16 protein-coding genes and 1 pseudogene are annotated in these 19623 nt (G+C 71.6%); 9 read left to right on the top strand and 8 right to left on the bottom strand.

The genetic code is table 11. The features are described from left to right. Positions 1–203: 203 nt before the first annotated feature. From BLW17_RS14655 to hemB, 3 genes and pseudogenes are all read right to left on the bottom strand, one after another. Positions 204–326, bottom strand: a pseudogene (locus BLW17_RS14655) (porphobilinogen synthase); the annotation flags it as partial. 18 nt (positions 327–344) lie between these two features. Beyond that, positions 345–542, bottom strand: coding sequence for a hypothetical protein (locus BLW17_RS18710; protein ID WP_269429087.1), 198 nt, complete (start codon positions 540–542; stop codon positions 345–347). Continuing rightward, positions 539–1543 carry a porphobilinogen synthase gene (hemB, locus tag BLW17_RS14645; protein WP_036734569.1) on the bottom strand — a complete coding sequence of 335 codons (1005 nt, stop codon included), beginning with the start codon at positions 1541–1543 and terminating at the stop codon, positions 539–541. Before hemB ends, BLW17_RS18710 begins: the two co-directional genes overlap by 4 nt. A gap of 256 nt (positions 1544–1799) precedes the next feature. Between hemB and BLW17_RS14640 the strand changes: the two genes are divergently transcribed. After that, the gene (locus BLW17_RS14640) at positions 1800–2390 is read left to right on the top strand and encodes a hypothetical protein (protein WP_036734566.1); all 591 of its coding nucleotides are present in this window, start codon (positions 1800–1802) and stop codon (positions 2388–2390) included. Positions 2391–2451: 61 nt separating this feature from the next. Continuing rightward, complete coding sequence (gene mfd, locus BLW17_RS14635; RefSeq protein WP_052176479.1) at positions 2452–5964, top strand: transcription-repair coupling factor; 3513 nt, start codon at positions 2452–2454, stop codon at positions 5962–5964. Positions 5965–6012: 48 nt separating this feature from the next. Here mfd and BLW17_RS14630 read toward each other — a convergent pair whose 3' ends face one another. The 4 genes from BLW17_RS14630 to hisA form a co-directional block, all read right to left on the bottom strand. Then, complete coding sequence (locus tag BLW17_RS14630; protein WP_231572802.1) at positions 6013–6507, bottom strand: hypothetical protein; 495 nt, start codon at positions 6505–6507, stop codon at positions 6013–6015. Beyond that, positions 6504–8162 (bottom strand): CTP synthase, encoded by a 1659-nt coding sequence (locus BLW17_RS14625; RefSeq protein WP_036703637.1) that lies wholly within the window; start codon positions 8160–8162, stop codon positions 6504–6506. The genes BLW17_RS14630 and BLW17_RS14625 overlap by 4 nt, the downstream gene beginning before the upstream one ends. Positions 8163–8307: 145 nt before the next feature. After that, positions 8308–8865, bottom strand: coding sequence for a preprotein translocase subunit SecG (gene secG, locus BLW17_RS14620; protein WP_052176478.1), 558 nt, complete (start codon positions 8863–8865; stop codon positions 8308–8310). Between the two features lie 104 nt (positions 8866–8969). Continuing rightward, complete coding sequence (gene hisA, locus BLW17_RS14615) at positions 8970–9686, bottom strand: 1-(5-phosphoribosyl)-5-[(5-phosphoribosylamino)methylideneamino]imidazole-4-carboxamide isomerase (protein ID WP_036734563.1); 717 nt, start codon at positions 9684–9686, stop codon at positions 8970–8972. A 209-nt stretch (positions 9687–9895) separates the two neighbouring features. On the opposite strand from hisA, the gene BLW17_RS14610 reads away from it, so the two are divergent. Continuing rightward, positions 9896–10282 (top strand): DUF2147 domain-containing protein, encoded by a 387-nt coding sequence (locus BLW17_RS14610; protein ID WP_036703635.1) that lies wholly within the window; start codon positions 9896–9898, stop codon positions 10280–10282. Between the two features lie 108 nt (positions 10283–10390). Here the strand turns inward: BLW17_RS14610 and edd are convergent, their stop codons facing one another. Beyond that, entirely contained in the window at positions 10391–12193 is a 1803-nt protein-coding gene (gene edd / locus BLW17_RS14605) for a phosphogluconate dehydratase (protein WP_036734561.1), read from the bottom strand. Between the two features lie 271 nt (positions 12194–12464). On the opposite strand from edd, the gene BLW17_RS14600 reads away from it, so the two are divergent. From BLW17_RS14600 to BLW17_RS14575, 6 genes are all read left to right on the top strand, one after another. Next, positions 12465–13514, top strand: coding sequence for a C4-dicarboxylate TRAP transporter substrate-binding protein (locus BLW17_RS14600; protein ID WP_036734590.1), 1050 nt, complete (start codon positions 12465–12467; stop codon positions 13512–13514). Between the two features lie 163 nt (positions 13515–13677). After that, positions 13678–14190, top strand: a complete 513-nt coding sequence (locus tag BLW17_RS14595) for a TRAP transporter small permease (protein WP_036703477.1) — start codon at positions 13678–13680, stop codon at positions 14188–14190. Position 14191: 1 nt separating this feature from the next. Next, a complete protein-coding gene (locus BLW17_RS14590) occupies positions 14192–15529 on the top strand; it encodes a TRAP transporter large permease (RefSeq protein ID WP_036703479.1) in 1338 nt (445 codons plus the stop codon). Positions 15530–15545: 16 nt separating this feature from the next. Beyond that, positions 15546–16352: an IclR family transcriptional regulator gene (locus BLW17_RS14585; protein WP_036703482.1), complete on the top strand. Its 807-nt coding sequence runs from the start codon at positions 15546–15548 to the stop codon at positions 16350–16352. Then, entirely contained in the window at positions 16349–18448 is a 2100-nt protein-coding gene (locus BLW17_RS14580; RefSeq protein ID WP_036734589.1) for a 3-hydroxyacyl-CoA dehydrogenase NAD-binding domain-containing protein, read from the top strand. The genes BLW17_RS14585 and BLW17_RS14580 overlap by 4 nt, the downstream gene beginning before the upstream one ends. Next, positions 18445–19620: an acetyl-CoA C-acyltransferase gene (locus BLW17_RS14575; protein WP_036734588.1), complete on the top strand. Its 1176-nt coding sequence runs from the start codon at positions 18445–18447 to the stop codon at positions 19618–19620. Before BLW17_RS14580 ends, BLW17_RS14575 begins: the two co-directional genes overlap by 4 nt. The last annotated feature ends 3 nt before the right edge of the window (positions 19621–19623 follow it).

Below are 19623 nucleotides of genomic sequence, written 5' to 3'. Positions count from 1 at the left end.
GTAGGGATAGGCGCGGCGGGCCTTTCACGCTGACACCGCCGCCCTAACCCCTGCAATGCTTGGTCTCTGTATACGGTCGGGCGCGTTGCCCGACGGGGCCACGAGTGACCCCACTGGGCAAGCGGGACGATGCGCCGGCTGAGCGCCGCTCAGCTCGCGGGAAGCATCGCGGACACCATCGGCGCGTAGTAGGTCAAGACCCCTTAGCAGCCGGCGCGGCGGAAGCTGAGCAGGCTCTCCAGCACCACCTCGCGCTTGCGCCAGCAGGCTCGGATTGCGCACTCGAGCATCACGTATTCGCCGCTCAACGGATAGGTGGAGGTAGGCGCCGACGAACTGGTCCTTCAGCTCGCCGCCAGCATCTCGGGCATCATCGGCGCGTAGTTGGTCAAGACCCCGTAGCAGCCGGCGCGGCGGAAGCTGAGCAGGCTCTCGACCACCACCTCGTGCTTGAGCCAGCCGGTCCGGATCGCGCCCTCGAGCATCGCGTCCTCGCCGCTCACCGGATAGGTGGAGGTCGGCGCGCCGAACTGGTCCGTCAGCCCGCAGCCAGCATCTCCGCCACCATCGGCGCGTAGTACGTCAGGATCCCGTCGCAGCCGGCGCGGCGGAAGCTCAGCAGGCTTTCCACCACCACCTCGCGCTTGAGCCAGCCGGCCCGGATCGCGCCCTCGAGCATCGCGTATTCGCCGCTCACCTGATAGGCATAGGTCGGCGCGCCGAACTGGTCCTTCACCTCGCGGCAGATGTCCAGATAGGGCATCCCCGGCTTGACCATCACCATGTCGGCGCCCTCGGCCAGGTCGCGGGCGACGCAGCGCAGCGCCTCGTCACGGTTGGCGGGGTTGATCTGATAGGTCTTCTTGTCGCCCACGAGCCGCCCCGATGCGCCCACCGCGTCGCGGAACGGGCCGTAGAAGCCCGAGGCGTATTTCGCCGCATAGCTCAGGATCGCCACGTCCTTGTGGCCGGCGGCCTCGAGCGCCCCGCGCAGCGCGCCGATCCGCCCGTCCATCATGTCGGACGGCCCGAGGATGTCGGCCCCCGCCTCGGCCTGCGCCAGCGCCATGCGGACCAGCGCCTCGATCGTCTCGTCGTTCAGGATCACCCCGTCCCGCACGAAGCCGTCGTGGCCGTTGATATTGTAGGGGTCGAGCGCGATGTCGGTCATCACCGCGAGGTCGGGGGCGACCTCCTTGATGGCGCGGATGGCGCGGTTGCCGATGTTCTCGGGGTCCCAGGCGCGCTCGCAGCCCTCGGTTTTCAGCGCGGGGTCCGAGTGCGGGAAGATGCAGATCGCGGGGATGCCGAGGCTCGCCGCGCGTACCGCCGCGCGCTTCGCGCCGTCGAGCGTCAGCCGCTCGACCCCGGGCATCGAGGGGATCTCGCCCTCGCCGCCCGCCACCTCGGTCACGAAGATCGGCCAGATCAGGTTCTCGACCGAGACGTGCCGCTCGGCCGTCAGCGCCCGCAGCGCCGGGGTGCGGCGCAGCCTGCGCAGCCGAGTGGCGGGGAACGGGGCGATGATCGGCGTGGCAGGCATGGGCGGCCTCATGAGCATCAGGTCGGACGACGCGCACCTGAGAGTTGGGTTTGACACACCTGCCACGATCCCGCGCCGGGCCGCAACCGCCTGTGCCCCCGGGTGGGGCGGCGGTCGGGACGCAGCGGACCCGTTGGTTCAGTCGGATTTGATCCGTTTAACCCGGCCGACCCGGCGTCGCCTCCGTCCGGCAGGTTGCGGCCGCCCGCCGCGCGGGGCTAGGGTGGCCGCCGGACCAGGGACATCAGGGGCAAGGATGCGGGGGATCGAGGGGCTGGTTTCCGTGCTGGACACGCGGTCCTTCGGCTCGGTCTGGTACTGGCTGGTGCTGGCCGGGCTGTGGAGCTGGCTCGGCCGCGGCGCCCTGGGGGTGCCGACCGACCTAGTCCGCCGCGTGCACCGCAGGACGCGCGAGCCCGAGGCGGCCGAGGATGCGGGCGCGATCCGGGGCGAGGCGATGCTGCTGCTCGACTGGCTGTCGCTCGTGATCCCGCGCTGGCGGGTCGATCCGCGCGACGGGGTGATCCTCACGGCGGTCGCGGCGTTCCTCCTCAGCGCGCTGGCGGGGCTGGGGTTTCTCTACGACCGGCAGTTCGCGCAGGCGCTGACGCTGCTCGTCGCGCCGATGGCGCTGCTGGCGCTGATGCGGGTGCGGCTGGCCGCGCGGCTGGGCCGGGTGTTGGCCGAGGCCGAGGCGGGGCGGACCGGCGCCGTTCCCGCCGCGGCCGAGGCGGCGGCGGTGATGGTGCGGCACCTGCGGGGCACGATGGCGCTGTCGATGGCGGCGGTCGCGCTCGCCGCGATCTGGGGCACGCGCTGGCTGGCGCTGCATCCGAACGGGCTTTAGGCCGCGGGCCGCTGGGGCCGCCCATCTTGACACCGCGCCGGTGCAGTTTACCTCACCGCTCATGCCCGAAACCCTGATCCTCTCTGGCGCGCCCGAGGGCTTTGACGCCGCCCTCATCGCGCGCGAGGCCGCCCGCGGCGCGCCGGTCGTCCACATCGCCCGCGACGACCGCCGCATGGCCGCCATGCGCGCGGCGCTCGGGTTCTTCGCCCCGGCGCTGGCGGTGCTCGAGTTTCCGGCCTGGGACACGACGCCCTATGACCGCGTCTCGCCCTCGGGCGAGATCATGGCGCAGCGGCTGCAGGTGCTCGCGGCGCTCGCCACCGGCGCCATCAAGCCGCCGTTCGTGGTGCTCACGACCATGAACGCCGCCATCCAGCGCCTGCCCGCGGCCGAGACGGTCCGGGGGGCGAGCTTCATCGCCACCAAAGGCGCACGGCTGGACGAAAGCGCGCTGCGCGGGTTCCTCGTCCGCATGGGATTCTCGCAATCGCCCACGGTCAGCGAGCCGGGCGACTATGCGATCCGCGGCGGGATCATCGACATCTACCCGCCGGGGGGCGCGGGGCCGGTGCGGCTCGACCTCTTCGGCGACGTCCTTGACGGCATCCGCCAGTTCGACCCCGAGACGCAGCGCAGCCTCGCCCCACTCGACCGGGTCGAGATCGCGCCGATGTCCGAGGTGATCCTCGACGAGGACGCCATCGCCCGGTTCCGCCAGAGCTACCGCGCCGAATACGGCGGCGGCGCCAACGATCCGTTGTACGAGGCGGTGAGCGCCGGGCAGAAGATCGCCGGGATGGAACACTGGCTGCCGTGGTTCCACGAACGGCTCGACAGCCTCTTCGACTATCTGCCCGGGGCGACGCTGGTGCTGGACGACCACCTCGACCAGCACCGCGAGGCCCGCGCCCACACCATCGCCGAGCAGTATGACGCCCGCCGCGAGAGCCTGGCGCGGAAGGGCGGCGACAGCCCCTATCGCCCGGTGGCGCCGGCCGAGATGTTCGCGGACGACGCGGAATGGGCGCGCTGGCTGGCCCGGCACCGGGTGATCCGGCTGGCGGTGCTGGCGCACCCGCCGGGGCCGGGGGTGCTGGACGCGGGCGGGCACGTCGGGCGCAACTTCGCGCCCCAGCGGCAGGCGGAGAAGGCGGACCTGTTTGGCGCGTTGGCCGCCCATGTCCGCGACCTGCAGAAATCGCGCCCGGTGGTTATCGCCAGCTTCTCGGAAGGGGCGCGCGAGCGGCTGACCGGGCTTCTGGCCGACGAGGGGCTGACCGGCACCCCCATCGACGACATCCGCGGGCTGCCCAAGGGCAACGCGCTCGGCCTCGCCGTCTGGCCGCTGGACGAGGGGTTCGTGGCGGACGGGCAGGCGACCGGGCCGCTGGCGGTGATCTCGGAACAGGACGTGCTGGGCGACCGGCTGATCCGCGGGGCGAAGAAGCGCCGGCGGGCGGACAACTTCCTGCGCGACACCCAGAGCCTCACCCCCGGCGATCTGGTCGTCCATGTCGAGCACGGGATCGGCCGCTACACGGGGCTCGAGACGATCCGCGCGCTGGGCGTGCCGCACGACTGCGTGGCGCTGGAATATGCGGGCGGCGACCGCCTGTATCTGCCGGTCGAGAACATCGAGCTGCTGACCCGCTATGGGCACGAGGAGGGGCTGCTCGACAAGCTCGGCGGCGGTGCCTGGCAGGCCCGCAAGGCCCGGCTGAAGGAACGCATCCGCCAGATCGCCGACCGTCTCATGCGGGTCGCGGCCGAGCGGATGCTGCGCGCCGCCCCGGTGCTGGAACCCGAGCACCACGAGTGGGAGGCTTTCGCCGCCCGCTTCCCCTGGACCGAGACCGACGATCAGGCCGCGGCCATCGCCGACGTGGCCGAGGACCTCGCCGCCGGGCGGCCGATGGACCGGCTGGTGGTGGGCGACGTGGGCTTCGGCAAGACCGAGGTCGCCATGCGCGCGGCCTTCCTCGCCGCGAGCCAGGGCAAGCAGGTGGCGGTGGTGGCGCCGACGACGCTGCTCGCCCGCCAGCACTATCGGAGCTTCGCCGAACGCTTCCGCGGCACGGCGATCAGCGTGCGGCCGCTGTCGCGGTTCGTCTCCGCCAAGGACGCGGCGGCGACGCGCGCGGGGCTGGCCGACGGGACGGTGGACATCGTCGTGGGCACCCATGCGGTGCTGGCCAAGCAGGTGAAGTTCAAGGACTTGGGCCTGCTGGTCATCGACGAAGAGCAGCATTTCGGCGTCGCCCACAAGGAGCGGCTGAAGGAGCTGCGTTCCGACATCCACGTCCTCACGCTGACCGCGACGCCGATCCCGCGGACGCTGCAACTGTCGCTGACCGGGGTGCGGGATCTCTCCATCATCGGCACGCCGCCGGTGGACCGGCTGGCGATCCGCACCTACGTCTCCGAGTTCGACAGCGTGACGATCCGCGAGGCGCTTTTGCGCGAGAAATACCGCGGCGGGCAGTCGTTCTTCGTCGTCCCGCGGCTCGCCGACCTGCCGGACGTCGAGGACTGGCTCAAGGAGCACGTCCCCGAGGTGTCGGTCATCGTGGCGCACGGGCAGTTGGCGGCGGGCGACCTCGACCAGCGGATGAACGCCTTTTACGACGGGAGCCACGACGTGCTGCTGGCGACCTCGATCGTGGAATCGGGGCTCGATATTCCGCGCGCCAACACGATGGTGGTGTGGCGGGCGGATATGTTCGGGCTCGCGCAGCTCTACCAGATCCGCGGCCGGGTCGGGCGGTCGCGGACGCGGGCCTATTGCTATCTGACCACCAAGCCGCGGGTCCCGCTGACCCCGCAGGCGATCCGGCGGCTCAAGTTCCTCGGCTCGATCGATTCGCTGGGGGCGGGGTTCAACCTCGCCAGCCAGGACCTCGACCTGCGCGGGGCGGGGAACCTGCTCGGTGAAGAACAGTCGGGCCACATCAAGGAGGTGGGGTTCGAGCTCTACCAGGCGATGCTGGAGGAGACGATCGCGCGGCTGAAGTCGGGCGAGATCGACGGCGCGCCGGACGACGACTGGGCGCCCACGCTGAACCTCGGGGTGCCGGTGACGATCCCCGAAAGCTACATCCCCGATCTCGACGTGCGGCTGGACCTCTATCGCCGGCTGGCGCAGCTGACGACCAAGGTCGAGCTCGAGGGCTTCGCGGCCGAGCTGATCGACCGCTTCGGCCCGCTGCCGCGCGAGGTGAACACGCTGATGCTGGTGATCCGCATCAAGGCGATGGCCAAGCGCGCCAACATCGCCTCGCTCACCGCGGGGCCGAAGGGGGCGACGGTCCAGTTCCACCAGGACAAGTTCCCGAACCCGGCCGGGCTCGTCGCCTTCCTGACCGAGCACAAGGGCACGGCGCGGATCGTGGACAACAAGATCGTGGTGTCGGCCGCGTGGTCGACGGACGCCGAGCGCATCAAGGGGGCGTTCGGTGTGGCCAAGGATCTGGCGGCGCGGGTGAAGGAGGGCGCGGCGCCCTCTGCCCCTGCCGCGGGGGCGCGGTCCGGGGCGGGGAAGCCTGCGGCCCCGGCGGGGCGGCGGAAGGGGTAGGCTGCGCGCGACGCGCTGGCTCACCGGCGCGGGAGCGGTGCGGCCGGCCTAGTCCAGCAGCGCCTGCGCGCAGGTGCGGGTCAGCCCGAACGCCACACCCGAGGCGCTGTCGGCCACCGTGCCGCACCAGCGCCCGGCGGGCGAGAACAGCGACCGTGTGTGCCCGCCCCGCGGCCGATAGGCGACCCGGCGGCCGCTGCGGCTGAACAGGTTCAGCGTCCCGCCGTTGCGGGTGTAGTAGCCCACCACCTCGTCCCCGGCCCAGATCGCCCGCCCGCCGTCGGGGCCGTTCGCCGGGTTGTCGGGCGCGTTGGCGTGGGTGGTCGAGGAATTGCCGGGCGCGCCCGAGGAATTGCCCGCCGCCGTCGGCAGGTTCGCCGCCCGCGCGGGCTGGTTGGCCGGTGCGCCGGGGCCGAGGTCGAAGGGCATCTGCGACGGCTCGACGATGAAGAGCGGCGCATCCGCCCGCGCCGCCGGGGCGGCCAGCAGCGCCGCGATCAGCAGCGCCGCCGCATGATGGCCGGGGCGCAGCCGCAGGCTCACACCATCCGCTCCTGATCCTTCGCCGCGCGGATGAAGTCCGCGAACAGCGGCGCCGGCTCGAAGGGTTTCGATTTCAGCTCGGGGTGGGACTGCACGCCGATGAACCACGGGTGGTCCTCGATCTCGACCGCCTCGGGCAGCCGCCCGTCCGGCGACATCCCCGAGAACACCATCCCCGCCGACTCGAGCTGGTCGCGGTAGCGGGCGTCCACCTCGTAGCGATGGCGGTGGCGGTCCTCGATCTCGGTCGCCCCGCCATAGACCTCGCTGATCCGGCTGCCGGGGGCGAGGACGGCGGTATAGGCGCCCAGCCGCATCGTGCCGCCCTTGTCGTCCGACAGCTTGCGCTCGACCTTGTGGTTGCCCTGCACCCACTCCTTGAGGTGATAGACGACCGGGGTGAAGCGTCCCGTGTCGGGGCCGGCGCCGGCCTCGTGGTCGAACTCTTCCGAGCCTGCGTCGGGGATGCCGGCGAGATTGCGCGCCGCCTCGACCACCGCCATCTGCATCCCGAGGCAGATGCCGAGATAGGGCACGTCGCGCTCGCGCGCATAGCGGGCGGCGGCGACCATCCCCTCGGTCCCGCGCTCGCCGAAGCCGCCGGGGACGAGGATGCCGTCGTAGCCGTCGAGCAGGTGGGTCCCGCCCTCCTTCTCGATGTCCTCGGCGGCGATCCAGTCGGGCCGGACGCGGACGCGGTTGGCCATCCCGCCGTGGGTCAGCGCCTCGGAGATCGACTTGTAGGCGTCCTCGAGCTGCGTGTACTTGCCGACGATGGCGATGCGGACCTGGCCCTCGGCGTTGTTCAGGCGGTCCATCACGTCCTCCCACCGGCGCAGGTCGGGCTTGGGCGCGGGGCTGATCTGGAAGGCGTCGAGCACCGCCCGGTCAAGGCCCGCGCGGTGATAGGCCATCGGCGCCTCATAGATCGACTTGAGGTCGTAGGCGGGGATCACGCTGTCGGGGCGGACGTTGCAGAAGAGCGCGATCTTGGCCCGCTCGCGGTCGGGGATCGGGTGCTCGGACCGGCAGACCAGCACGTCGGGCTGCAGGCCGATGGTCCGCAGCTCCTTGACCGAGTGCTGGGTGGGTTTCGTCTTCAGCTCGCCCGAGGCCGCGAGCCACGGCAGCAGCGTCAGATGCATCAGGATGCACTGGCCGCGCGGGCGGTCCTGCATGAACTGGCGGATCGCCTCGAAGAAGGGCAGCCCCTCGATGTCGCCGACGGTGCCGCCGATCTCGCAGAGCTGGAAATCCACCTCGTCCTCGCCGATGGCGAGGAAGTCCTTGATCTCGTTGGTGACGTGCGGAATGACCTGGATGGTCTTGCCGAGGTATTCGCCGCGGCGCTCCTTTTCCAGCACGTTGGAATAGACCCGGCCGGCGCTGATCGTGTCGGTGCGGCGCGCGCTGACGCCGGTGAAGCGCTCGTAATGGCCGAGGTCGAGGTCGGTTTCGGCGCCGTCGTCGGTGACGAAGACCTCGCCATGCTCGAAGGGCGACATCGTGCCGGGGTCGACGTTGAGATAGGGGTCGAGCTTGCGCAGCCGCACGGTGTAGCCGCGGGCCTGCAACAGCGCCCCGAGCGCCGCCGAGGCCAGCCCCTTGCCGAGGGAGGAGACCACGCCGCCGGTGATGAAGATGTAACGCGCCATGAGACTCCCGTGAGGTTCAGCCAAGCAGGCCGTGGCAAAAGCCGCGACCATCACGGGAGTCGAGCTATAGCCGATTCTCCGCGTTGCCGCAACGGACCGCGATGTGTGGTAGGGTGGGGGCGAGGCCGCCCCCAAGGGTTGTGGATCAGTTCGAGGGCGCGGTGGGCGCCGTGACCGGGACGGTGGTGGTGGTCGTGGTGGTGGTGGCGGGGCTGTCCGCCGCAGCCGGGGCCGGAGCCGGTTCGGCCGGGGCCGGGGCAACCGGCGCCGTGGCGGCAGGGGTGACCGGCTCGGTCGTGGCGGGCGCCGTCGAAGCAGGCGCGGCCGGCGTCACCGGCGCGGCGGCGCCGGGCGGCAGCACCGGCTGGCCGCTGCCGGGCGGCGGCGCGTAAGTCGGCAGCGTCGGCAGGCCCGTGGTCGGTGCGGGCGTCGCCGGGGCGGTGGAGCCGCCCAGCCGGTCGACGACCGACACGCCCGCCGAGTTGCGCGCCGCGATGACCGTCAGCGCGATCGAGGTGATCAGGAAGCCCGTGGCCAGCATCCAGGTGGCGCGCGACAGCGCGTTGGCGGCCTGCCGGCCGGTCATGACCCCGCCGCCACCGCCGCCGAGGCCCAGCCCGCCGCCCTCGGACCGCTGCAGCAGCACCACCCCGATCAGCAGGAGCGCCAGGATGAGATGCACGGTCAGGACGACGTTTTCCACGGGTTTTCGCCTTTGGTTCGGAATCGCGCCTATCTAGGCAGCGGGCCGGGGGAAGGCAAGCTGATCGCCCGCCCCCCAAGCGCCTCAGCCCGACTGGGCCGGCGTCAGCGCAGCGCCGCGAGCGCATCCCCGAGGTCCAGCGCCCCGTCATAGAGCGCCCGCCCCGAGATCGCCCCGGCGATCACCCCGGTGTCGCGCAGCGCGACGAGGTCGGCGAGCGACGACACCCCGCCCGAGGCGATGACCGGGACCGCGACCGCGCGGGCCAGCGCCTCGGTCGCCGCGGTGTTCGGGCCGCCCATCGCCCCGTCGCGGTCGATGTCGGTATAGATGATCGCGGCCACGCCCGCGTCCTCGTAGCGGCGGGCCAGGTCGGTCGCGGTGACCTCCGTATCTTCGGCCCAGCCGCGGGTGGCGACGCGGCCGCCGCGGGCGTCGATGCCGACGGCGATGCGGCCGGGGTGGGCGCGGGCGGCCTCCTCGACCAGCGCCGGGTTCTCGACCGCGACGGTGCCGAGGATGACGCGGGCGATGCCGCGCGCCAGCCAGCCATCGATGGTCGCCATGTCGCGGATGCCGCCGCCGAGCTGGACCGGAACGGTGACGGCGTCGAGGATCGCCTCGACCGCCGCGCCGTTCACCGGCTGGCCGGCGAAGGCGCCGTTGAGGTCCACCAGATGCAGCCACTCGGCCCCGGCGTCCTGGAAGGCGCGGGCCTGCGCCGCCGGGTCGGTGCCGAACACCGTCGCCGCCGCCATGTCGCCGCGCAAGAGCCGCACGCAGGCCCCGTCCTTGAGGTCGATGGCGGGGTAAAGGATCATGGCGTCACTCGTGCTGTCGGTGGGGTCGGGGGTCCATGCCACAGGCGCGGAGCCGGGGAAAGACGCGCGGGTGCTGGTGAGGGGGCATGGCAGCCCCGCGGCGCGACGAGGAAGTGATCGCCGCTACCCCACGTCACGCTTGCCTGAATCGCGCCGTTGCCCGTCTGATTCCGCCAGCGCCTGGCGCTTGATCCTTGGGAGGACACCTTATGAAAACCATGATTCTCGCCGCAGCGTTCGCGCTGGCGGGCACCGCCGCGATGGCCGCCGATCCGATCGAGGGGCTGTGGCAGACCCAGGCCGACGAGGGCGCCTCGGCCTTCGTGCAGATCAGCCCCTGCGGCGGCGCCTTCTGCGGCACCATCGTCAAGACCTTCAAGGGCAAGGAAGCCTACAAGTCGCCCAACATCGGCAAGCAGATCGTGATCGGCATGGCCCCGGCCGGCGGCGGTGCCTACAAGGGCAAGGTGCTGCGCCCGGCCGACGACAAGATCTACAACGGCAAGGCGCAGGTGAACGGCAAGTCGATGCAGCTGTCGGGCTGCGTGGCCGGCGGGCTGATCTGCAAGTCGCAGACCTGGACCAAGCTGAAGTGAGCTGACGCCGGGGGCCCTTGCCCCCGCCGAAGCCGGGGCGTTGCCCCGGACCCCAGGATATTTGGGCAGGAAAGAAACCGCAGGCCGCAGCGCCTGCGGTTTCGTCGTTCAGACGACGATCCCGGCGCCGTTCTCGACGGGTGCTGCGTGGGCGCGGAAGGCGGCGAAAAGCTCGCGCCCCATGCCGTGGGCATTGGCCGACAGGTCGGCGGTCACCGGCTCGCGGGTGGCGAAGTCGGGGGCGAGGCAGTCGAGCGTCCCGGCCACCGCGTCGAGCCGCACCACGTCCCCGTCCCTGAGGCGTGCGAGCGGCCCGCCCGTCGCCGCCTCGGGCGAGACGTGGATCGCCGCGGGCACCTTGCCCGACGCCCCCGACATCCGCCCGTCGGTGACCAGCGCCACCCTGAGCCCGCGGTCGAGCAGCACCGAGAGCGTGGGGGTGAGCGAGTGCAGCTCGGGCATCCCGTTGGCGCGCGGGCCCTGGAAGCGGACCACGACCACGGTGTCGGCGGTGAACTCGCCCGCCTGGAATGCCGCCTTGACCGCGTTCTGGTCGTCGAAGACGCGCACCGGCGCCTCGATGACGTGCAGCTCGGGCTTGACCGCCGAGGCCTTGATCACCGCCCGCCCGAGGTTGCCGCCGAGGATGTGCAGCCCGCCCGTCGCCGCAAAGGGGGCGGCGGCGGGGCGCAGGATGCGGTCGTTGAGGCTCTCGCCCGCGCCCGGCACCCAGGTCAGCGCGTCACCGTCGAGCCGCGGCTCGGCGGTGTAGCGGTCGAGGCCGTCGCCCGCCACGGTCCGCACGTCGGGGTGCAGCAGCCCCGTCTGAAGCAGCTGGCCGATCAGGAAGCCAAGGCCGCCCGCGGCATGGAAATGGTTCACGTCGGCCAGACCGTTGGGATAGACCCGCGCCATCAGCGGCACGGCGGCGCTGATGTCGTGGAAATCCGCGAGGTCGAGCGCGATCCCCGCCGCCCGCGCCATCGCCGGCAGGTGGATCACGAGGTTGGTGGACCCGCCCGTCGCCATCAGCCCGACCATGCCGTTGACGAAGGCACGCTCATCCAGGATCGCGCCGACCGGGGTATAGTCGTTGCCGAGCCGGGTGATCGCCGCGGCCCGCGTCACCCCGGCGACCGTCAGCGCCTCGCGCAAGGGCGTGTTGGGGTTCACGAAGCTCGAGCCGGGCAGCTGCAGGCCCATGAACTCCATCAGCATCTGGTTGGAGTTGGCGGTGCCATAGAAGGTGCAGGTCCCGGGGCTGTGATAGGAGGCCATCTCGGCCGCCATCAGCGCCGCCCGGTCCACGCGCCCGGCGGCGAAATCCTGTCGCACCTTGGCCTTTTCGTCGTTGGGCAGCCCCGAGGGCATCGGCCCGGCGGGCAGGAACACCGCCGGGACATGACCAAAGGTCGCCGCGGCGATCACCAGCCCCGGCACGATCTTGTCGCAGATCCCGAGCCAGAGGGCGGCGTCGAAGACGTCATGGCTCATCGCCACCCCGGCGGCGAGCGCGATCACGTCGCGGGAAAACAGCGACAGCTCCATCCCCGCGCGGCCCTGGGTGACCCCGTCGCACATGGCCGGCACCCCGCCCGCGACCTGCGCTGTGGCGCCGGCGGCGTGGGCGGCGCGGCGGATCAGGTCGGGGAAGCGCTCGTAGGGCTGATGGGCCGACAGCATGTCGTTGTAGGCGGTGACGATCCCCAGGTTCGGGCGCGCGGTCAGCGCGAGGTCGGCCTTGTCGGGCATCGCCGCATAGGCGTGCGCCTGGTTCCCGCAGGACAGATGCGCCCGCCGCGGCCCCTCTTCGGCGGCGCGGGCGAGGCGGGCGAGATAGGCGGCGCGGCTCTCGGCCGAGCGTGCGCGGATGCGGTCGGTGACGCGGTCGATGACGGGGTGAAGGGTCATGCGCGGCTCCTCCGGCCGGGTGCGGGGTCATCGAGGTGTAACGCGTTAGCGTTAACGCTGCAATCTGGCGGGGGAGGGGGGGTCGGGGCTGCCGCGGAGTAGGGCGGGACCGCGGTTCGTGAGTGGGGCGAGGGCTGTGATGGTGCCGGGTGCCGGCCCTCTGGGCGCGGCAGGGCGCGCGTAAACAAACCACGAAAATGCCGCCACGTCATTTTTAATGTTCCACTGAATGGAACACTGTGCCATAGAACGGAACAGGGAGGACTTCATCATGAACAAGCTTCACGCGACGATTCTCGCCGGGGCGCTCTGCGCGACCGCCGGCTGGGCGAGCGCCCAAACGACCCTGATCTACGGCGAGGCCGGGCCGAACCGCGGCGTGCGCGCCGAGGGCACCCAGTGGTTCGTCGATCAGGTCGGCAAGCTCTCGAACGGCGATCTCAAGATCGACGTGAACTGGGGCGGCGCACTGTTTTCCGACAAGGCCGCGGTGCAGTCGCTGCGCGACGGCGTGGCCGACCTCGGCAGCGTCATCGGCGTCTATTTCCCGGCCGACATGATCGCCTATGGCCTGGCCGACCTGCCGATCCCGAACACCGACCCGTGGGTGGGCATGAAGGCCGTCGACCGGATCATGCGCACCGACGAGAAGGTGCGCGAGAACCTCGCCAAGCAGAACCTCGTCTATGTCGGCACCTACACCACCTCGGCCGTGCAGGTCGGCTGCAAGGGCAAGAGCATCAAGACGCTCGACGACCTCAAGGGGCTGAAGGTCCGCGGCGTGGGCGTCTATGGCAAGGTCTTCGCCGACCTCGGCGCCACCCCCGTCGACATGAGCGTCTACGAGGCCTACCAGGGGCTCGAGACCGGGCTGATCGACTGCACCCAGACCTATCCCTATCTCGTCAAGGCGCTGAAGCTGGACGAGGTGTTCACCAGCTACACCGAGCTTGACTGGGGCCAGATCGGCGCCCTCGGCATCCTGATGAACAAGCAGAGCTTCGATGCGCTCTCGCCCGAGAACCAGACCGCGCTGATGACCGCGGGCGAGGGGCTCGCCGACGAGTTCGGCCGCATCCTCGGCGCCGCGAACGAGGAATCGGTCCAGATCCTGCGCGACGGCGGCAAGGAGATCATCGTCCTGCCCGAGGCCGACCGCGCCCGGCTGGTCGAGGGCGGGCAGAAGTACATCGACGACTGGATCGCGCGCGCCGACGCCGCGGGCCTCGACGGCAAGGGCATGGTCGAGTCCTACAAGGCCGGGATCGAAGAATACACCAAACTGCGCGACGAGAAGGGCTACCCCTGGGCACCCAAGTGAGCCGCTGACCGCGTGACCGGGGCCCGCCCGACGGGCCCCGCGCCATCGGCCCCTGCCGCCGCCTGACCGCGGCAGGGCGCCGTCCGGCCCCCGTGGCCCGCCCTGCGCGGGCCGGCGCGCCGGACCCGATCTTCCGACCCGAGAAGCGGCAGAGGAGCCTGCCATGAAGGCCATCGAACGGATCATGCTGGAACTTGCGGTGGTGTCGGTCTTCCTGCTGACCGCGCTGATCGCCACCGACGTGGCGATGCGGACATTCGCCCATCGCACCTTGCCCGACGTGGTTATCCTCGTGCGCGAGCTGATGATCCCGACCATCATGCTGCCGCTCGCGGCAGCGACGGCGCACCGCGCCCATATCTCCGTCACCTTCCTGACCGACCGGATGTCGCCCGCCTGGCGCGGACGGCTGATCGTCATGGGCTGGGTGGTGGCGCTGATCGCGGTGCTGCCGCTGATCTACGCCTCGGCCCGCGACCTCAACGCGACCTGGACCTCGGGCGAGTTCTACGACGGACAGCTGGGCGTGCCGCGCTGGCCGATGCGGCTGGTCTTTCTGCTCGGGCTGATCGCCATGTGGGTGCGTCTGGCGCAGGTGGCGCTGGCCGACCTGACCGAGCTGCGCCGCACCGGCACCGTCACCGAACAGCGCCACGACGAAGAGGAGGCCGTCTGACATGGACGCATCGACCATCGGACTTGTGGCCTTCGGCCTCGTCATCCTGCTGCTGGCGCTGCGCGTGCCGATCGCCTTCGTGCTCGCCGGCACCGCCACCATCGGCACGTTCCTCGTCTACGCCTTCCGGTCGGGCAGCTTCGCGCCCGAGCGGGCGATCAACCCGACGACCTCGCTGGTGGTCAACAGCTTCTTCGAGCTGATCCACTCGTACGATCTGTCGATGATCCCGCTGTTCATCGCGCTGGGCAACATCGCCTATCACGCGGGCATCACCACGCGGATCTATGACGCCGCGAACGTCTGGATGCGGCGGGTGCCGGGCGGCGTGGGGATCGCCTCGGTCATGGGCTGCGCGGGCTTCTCGGCCATCTCGGGCTCGTCCATCGCCTGTGCCTCGACGATGGGCCGCATCTGCGTCCCCGAGATGCTGCGGCTGGGCTATAACCCGCGGCTCGCCACCGCCTCGGTCGCGGCAGGCGGCACGCTGGGGTCGCTCATCCCGCCCTCGGTGCTCTTCATCCTCTATGGCATCTTCACCGAGACCTCGATCGGCAAGCTGTTCCTCGCCGGCATCCTGCCGGGGCTCTTGACGCTCGCGGGCTACATCATCGTCATCCTGTGGTGGGTGGGCCGCGACCCCTCGGCCGCGCCGATCGACCCGACGCCGATGCCGCGCGGCGCCCGGTTGGCCGCCGCGATCTCGGCCTGGCCGGCTCTGGTGCTGTTCGCGGCGATCATCGGCGGCATCTACGGCGGGTTCTTCACCGCGACCGAGGCCGCCGCCGTCAGCGTCGTGCTGACCGTCGCCATCGGCTTCGGCCAGCGCCGCCTGACGCTCGCCACGCTGTGGTCGGCGGTGCGCGAGAGCCTGCTGCAGACCTCGGCCATCTTCCTCATCGCCGCCTGCGCCAAGATCTTCGTCTCGTTCGTGGCGCTGACCGGCTCGGCCGGGATGGTCTCGGGGTGGATCGCCGACGCCGGGCTGCCGCCGCTCATGCTGATGGCCGCGATCGTCGTGCTCTACCTGTTCCTCGGGATGTTCCTCGACCCGATCGGGATCATCGTGCTGACGCTGCCGTTCGTCATCCCGCTGATCCAGGGGATGGACATGAACCTGATCTGGTTCGGGGTGATCGTGGTCAAGCTGCTCGAGATCGGGCTGATCACGCCGCCGGTGGGGCTCAACGTCTTCGTCATCGGCAACGTCGCCGGGCGCGGGATCAGCGTGGACACGATCTTCGCCGGGGTGATGCGCTTCCTCGCCATGGATCTCGTGGTGCTGGCGCTCCTGGTGCTGATACCGTGGATCTCGCTCGTCATCCCCAACGCGATGTGAGCGAGAGGATACGGCCATGCTCAGACCCGACGACGACCCCCGCTTCGCCACCACGCTGGCCCGTGGCCTGTCGGTGCTGCGCGCCTTCCGCATCGGTGACGACGGGCTGAGCAACGCCGAGATCGCACAGCGCGCGGGACTGCCCAAGTCCACCGTTTCGCGGCTGACGTGGACGCTGGGGCAGCTCGGCTACCTCGTCCAGTCCGAGCGCGACGACCGCTTCCGCCCCGGCCCGACGCTCGTGGCGGTGGGGCAGGTGGCGGCGGCGTCGCTGAGCTTCCTCACCCCCGCCGTGGACCTGATGACGCGGTTGGCCGAGGACACCGGCACGCTGGTGGTGCTGGCGGTGCGCGACGGGCCGCGGCTGGTGCTGATCCGCACCTGGCGGCCGAGCCGCGTGGCCTCGATCTGGCTCGAGGTCGGGCAGCCCGTGTCGCTGCGCGGGTTCTCGTCGGCGCGGGCGTGGATCGCGGCGGCGACCGAGGACGAGCTGGCGCGGGTCCTGGCCGACTTCCCCGTGGGCGAGGCCGCGCCCCTCGGCGACCTGGCCGCGACCCGGGGCCGGGCGCAGGCCGAACTGCTGGCCCGCGGCTTCGTTTACACCGAGGGGGGGCCGGGCGGACCCGCGCCCTACAACGCCGTCTCGGCGCCGTTCCGTGCCGCCGAGCTGGCCGAGCCGGTGGTCTTCACCTGCGGCGCCCTGCCAGATGCGGCCGAGGCCGCGCGGATGCAGGCCGAGGTGGGGCCGAAGCTCGCCGAGGCGGTCCAGACGCTCGAACGGCTGACCGGCCAGCCGCCCACCATGACGAGGACGACGACATGAGTGCAGTGACCTACAGCCGCGAGGGCGACCTCGGGTTCATCCAGATCGACAACCCGCCGGTGAACGCCCTCTCGGCCGCCGTGCGGCAGGGGCTGACCGACGCGGTCGCGGCGTTCGAGGCCGACGCCGAGGCCCGCGCCGCGGTGCTGTTCTGCGCCGGGCGCACCTTCGTCGCCGGGGCCGACATCAGCGAGTTCGGCAAGCCCCCGGTGCCGCCCTACCTGCCCGAGGTGATCGCCGCGCTCGAAGCGGCCCCGAAGCCCGTGGTCGCGGCGCTGCACGGCACGGTGCTGGGCGGCGGGCTGGAACTCGCGCTCGGCGCCCACGCCCGCGTCGCGGTGCCCGGCACGCGGATCGGGCTGCCCGAGGTGACGCTGGGCCTGATCCCCGGCGCCGGCGGCACCCAGCGGCTGCCGCGGGCCATCGGGGTCGCGCCGGCGGTCGAGCTGATGACCTCCGGCCGCCAGATCGGCGCCGACGAGGCGCTGACGCTCGGGCTGATCGACAGGCTGGCGGACGAGACCGACCCTCGCGCGGCAGGGATCGCCGCGGCCCGGGCGCTGCTTGAGGCCGGCACCGCGCCGCGAAGGCTCTCGGCCGAGCCCGCGCCCGCGGTGGACGCCGCCCAACTCGCCACCCTGCGCGCCAAGCTCGCCCGCAGCGCCCGCGGGCAGGTGGCGCCCGGCCGGGCGCTCGAGGCGGTGGCCGAGGGGCTCGCGCTGCCCTTCGACGAGGGGATGGCGCTCGAGCGGCGCATCTTCCTCGAACTGATGGAGACGCCGCAGCGCGCCGCCCTCATCCACGCCTTCTTCGCCGAGCGGCAGGCGGCGCAGCAGCCCGACCTGAAGGGCGTGACTCCGCGTGCCGTCGACCGCATCGGCGTGATCGGCGGCGGCACGATGGGGCAGGGGATCGCCGCCGCGGCGCTCTCGGCCGGGCTCGACGTGACGCTGATCGAGCGGGACGCCGACGCCGCGACCCGCGCCGCCGAGGGGCTCGCACGGATGCAGGACGGCGCGGTCAAGCGTGGCAAGCTGACCGCCGCCGACCGCGATGCGATGCTGAAAGACCGCTTCCGCACCGCCACCGATTACGCCGCACTCTCCGAGGCCGATCTGGTGATCGAGGCGGTCTATGAGGACATGGCGCTGAAGCGCGAGGTCTTTGCCACGCTCGACGGCGTCTGCCGGCCGGGCGCGGTGCTGGCCACCAACACCTCGTATCTCGACGTGAACGAGATCGCGGCGGCGACGAGGCGCCCGCAGGACGTGCTGGGGCTGCATTTCTTCTCGCCCGCGAACGTCATGCGGCTGCTCGAGATCGTCATCGCCGACGCGACCGCCCCCGAGGTCGCCGCGACGGGCTTTGCGCTCGCCAAGCGGATGGGGAAGATCGCCGTCCGCGCGGGCGTCTGCGACGGGTTCATCGGCAACCGGATGCTCTCGGTCTATCGCGCCGCCGCCGACCACATGGTGCTGGACGGCGCCTCGCCTTACGAGATCGACGCCGCCATCGTCGAGCTGGGCTTCCCGATGGGGCCCTATCAGGTCGGCGACCTCGCCGGGCTCGACATCGGCTACGCCACCCGGCAGCGGAAGGCCCCGACCCGCCACCCCGCCGAGCGGGTGCCGGTCTTCGCCGACCGGCTGGCCGAGTCCCGCCGGCTCGGGCGCAAGACCGGGCGCGGCTACTACATCTACGACGACACCTCGCCGCAGGGCCGCCCGGACCCCGAGATGGGGGCGCTGCTCAAGGACGTGCGCGACGAGCTGGGGATCACACCGCGCCCGTTCTCGCAGGACGAGATCCAGGCGCGCTACATGGCCGCGATGGTCAACGAGGGCGCCCGCATCCTCGACGAGGGGATCGCCGCCCGCGCCGGCGACATCGACGTGGTGCTGCTGCACGGCTACGGCTTCCCCCGCGCGCTCGGCGGGCCGATGCACTGGGCCGACGCGCAGGGGCTGGACCGCATCGCCGCCGACATCGCCCGCTACGCCGAGGACGACCCGCATTTCTGGCAAGTGGCGCCGCTGCTCAGGCGGCTTGCCGACACCGGCGGCCGCTTCGCCGATCATGGAAAGGACACCGCATGAAGGACGCCGTCATCGTCGCCACCGCCCGCACCGGCATCGGCAAGGCCGGACGCGGCACGCTGAACCTCACCCACGGGGCCACGATGGGCGGCCATGTTGCCGGCATCGCGGTCGCGCGCGCGGGCATCGACCCGGCGCTGATCGAGGACAGCATCTGGGGCTGCGGCTACCCGGAATACGTCACCGGCGGCAACATCGCCCGCCAGATCGTGCTGCGCGCCGGGCTGCCGGTCAGCGTCGCGGGCACGACCGTGAACCGCTTCTGCGCCTCGGGGCTGCAGGCGCTGGCGATGGCCGCGCAGATGGTCCGCGTCGAGGGGGCGAAGGCGATCCTCGCCGGCGGGCTCGAATCGATCAGCCTCGTCCAGCCGCCGCCGCGGAACTCGCGCGAGGCGTGGCTGGAAGAGCACCGGCCCGACCTCTACCTGCCGATGATCGAGACCGCCGACATCGTCGCCGCCCGCTACGGCGTCAGCCGCGACGACCAGGACGACTATGCGCTGCGCAGCCAGCAGCACATCGCCGCGGCACAAGAGGCCGGGCTCTTCGCCGACGAGATCGTGCCGATCGAGGTGACGCGCGCCGTCACCGACAAGGCGTCGGGCGAGACGCGCGAAGAGCGCGTGACCTTCGCCGCCGACGAGTGCAACCGCCCCTCGACCACGCGCGAGGGGCTGGCGGCGCTGACCCCGGTGCGCGGCGAGGGGCAGTTCGTCACCGCCGGCAACGCCAGTCAGCTCTCGGACGGCGCCGCCGCGCTGGTGGTGATGGAGGCCGAGACTGCGGCCCGCGAGGGCGCGACCCCGCTCGGCGCCTTCCGCGGCTTCGCGGTCGCGGGCTGCGAGCCCGACGAGATGGGTATCGGCCCGGTCTTTGCCGTCCCCCGGCTGCTCGAACGCGCCGGGCTTTCCGTCGACGACATCGACCTGTGGGAGCTGAACGAGGCCTTCGCCAGCCAGGCGCTCTATTGCCGCGACCGGCTGGGGATCGACCCCGAACGCTACAACGTCAACGGCGGCTCGATCGCCATCGGCCACCCGTTCGGCATGACCGGCGCCCGCCAGGCGGGCCACATCCTGCTCGAGGGCCGCAGGCGCGGGGCGAAATGGGGCGTCGTGACGATGTGCGTCGGCGGCGGCCAGGGGGCCGCGGGCCTCATCGAGATTTTCTGAAGG

It is taken from the genome of Paracoccus sanguinis (assembly GCF_900106665.1).
GTDB lineage: Bacteria > Pseudomonadota > Alphaproteobacteria > Rhodobacterales > Rhodobacteraceae > Paracoccus > Paracoccus panacisoli.
The sequence above is the reverse complement of the archived record's forward strand: the minus strand, read 5'-3'. Positions and strand labels throughout refer to the sequence as shown.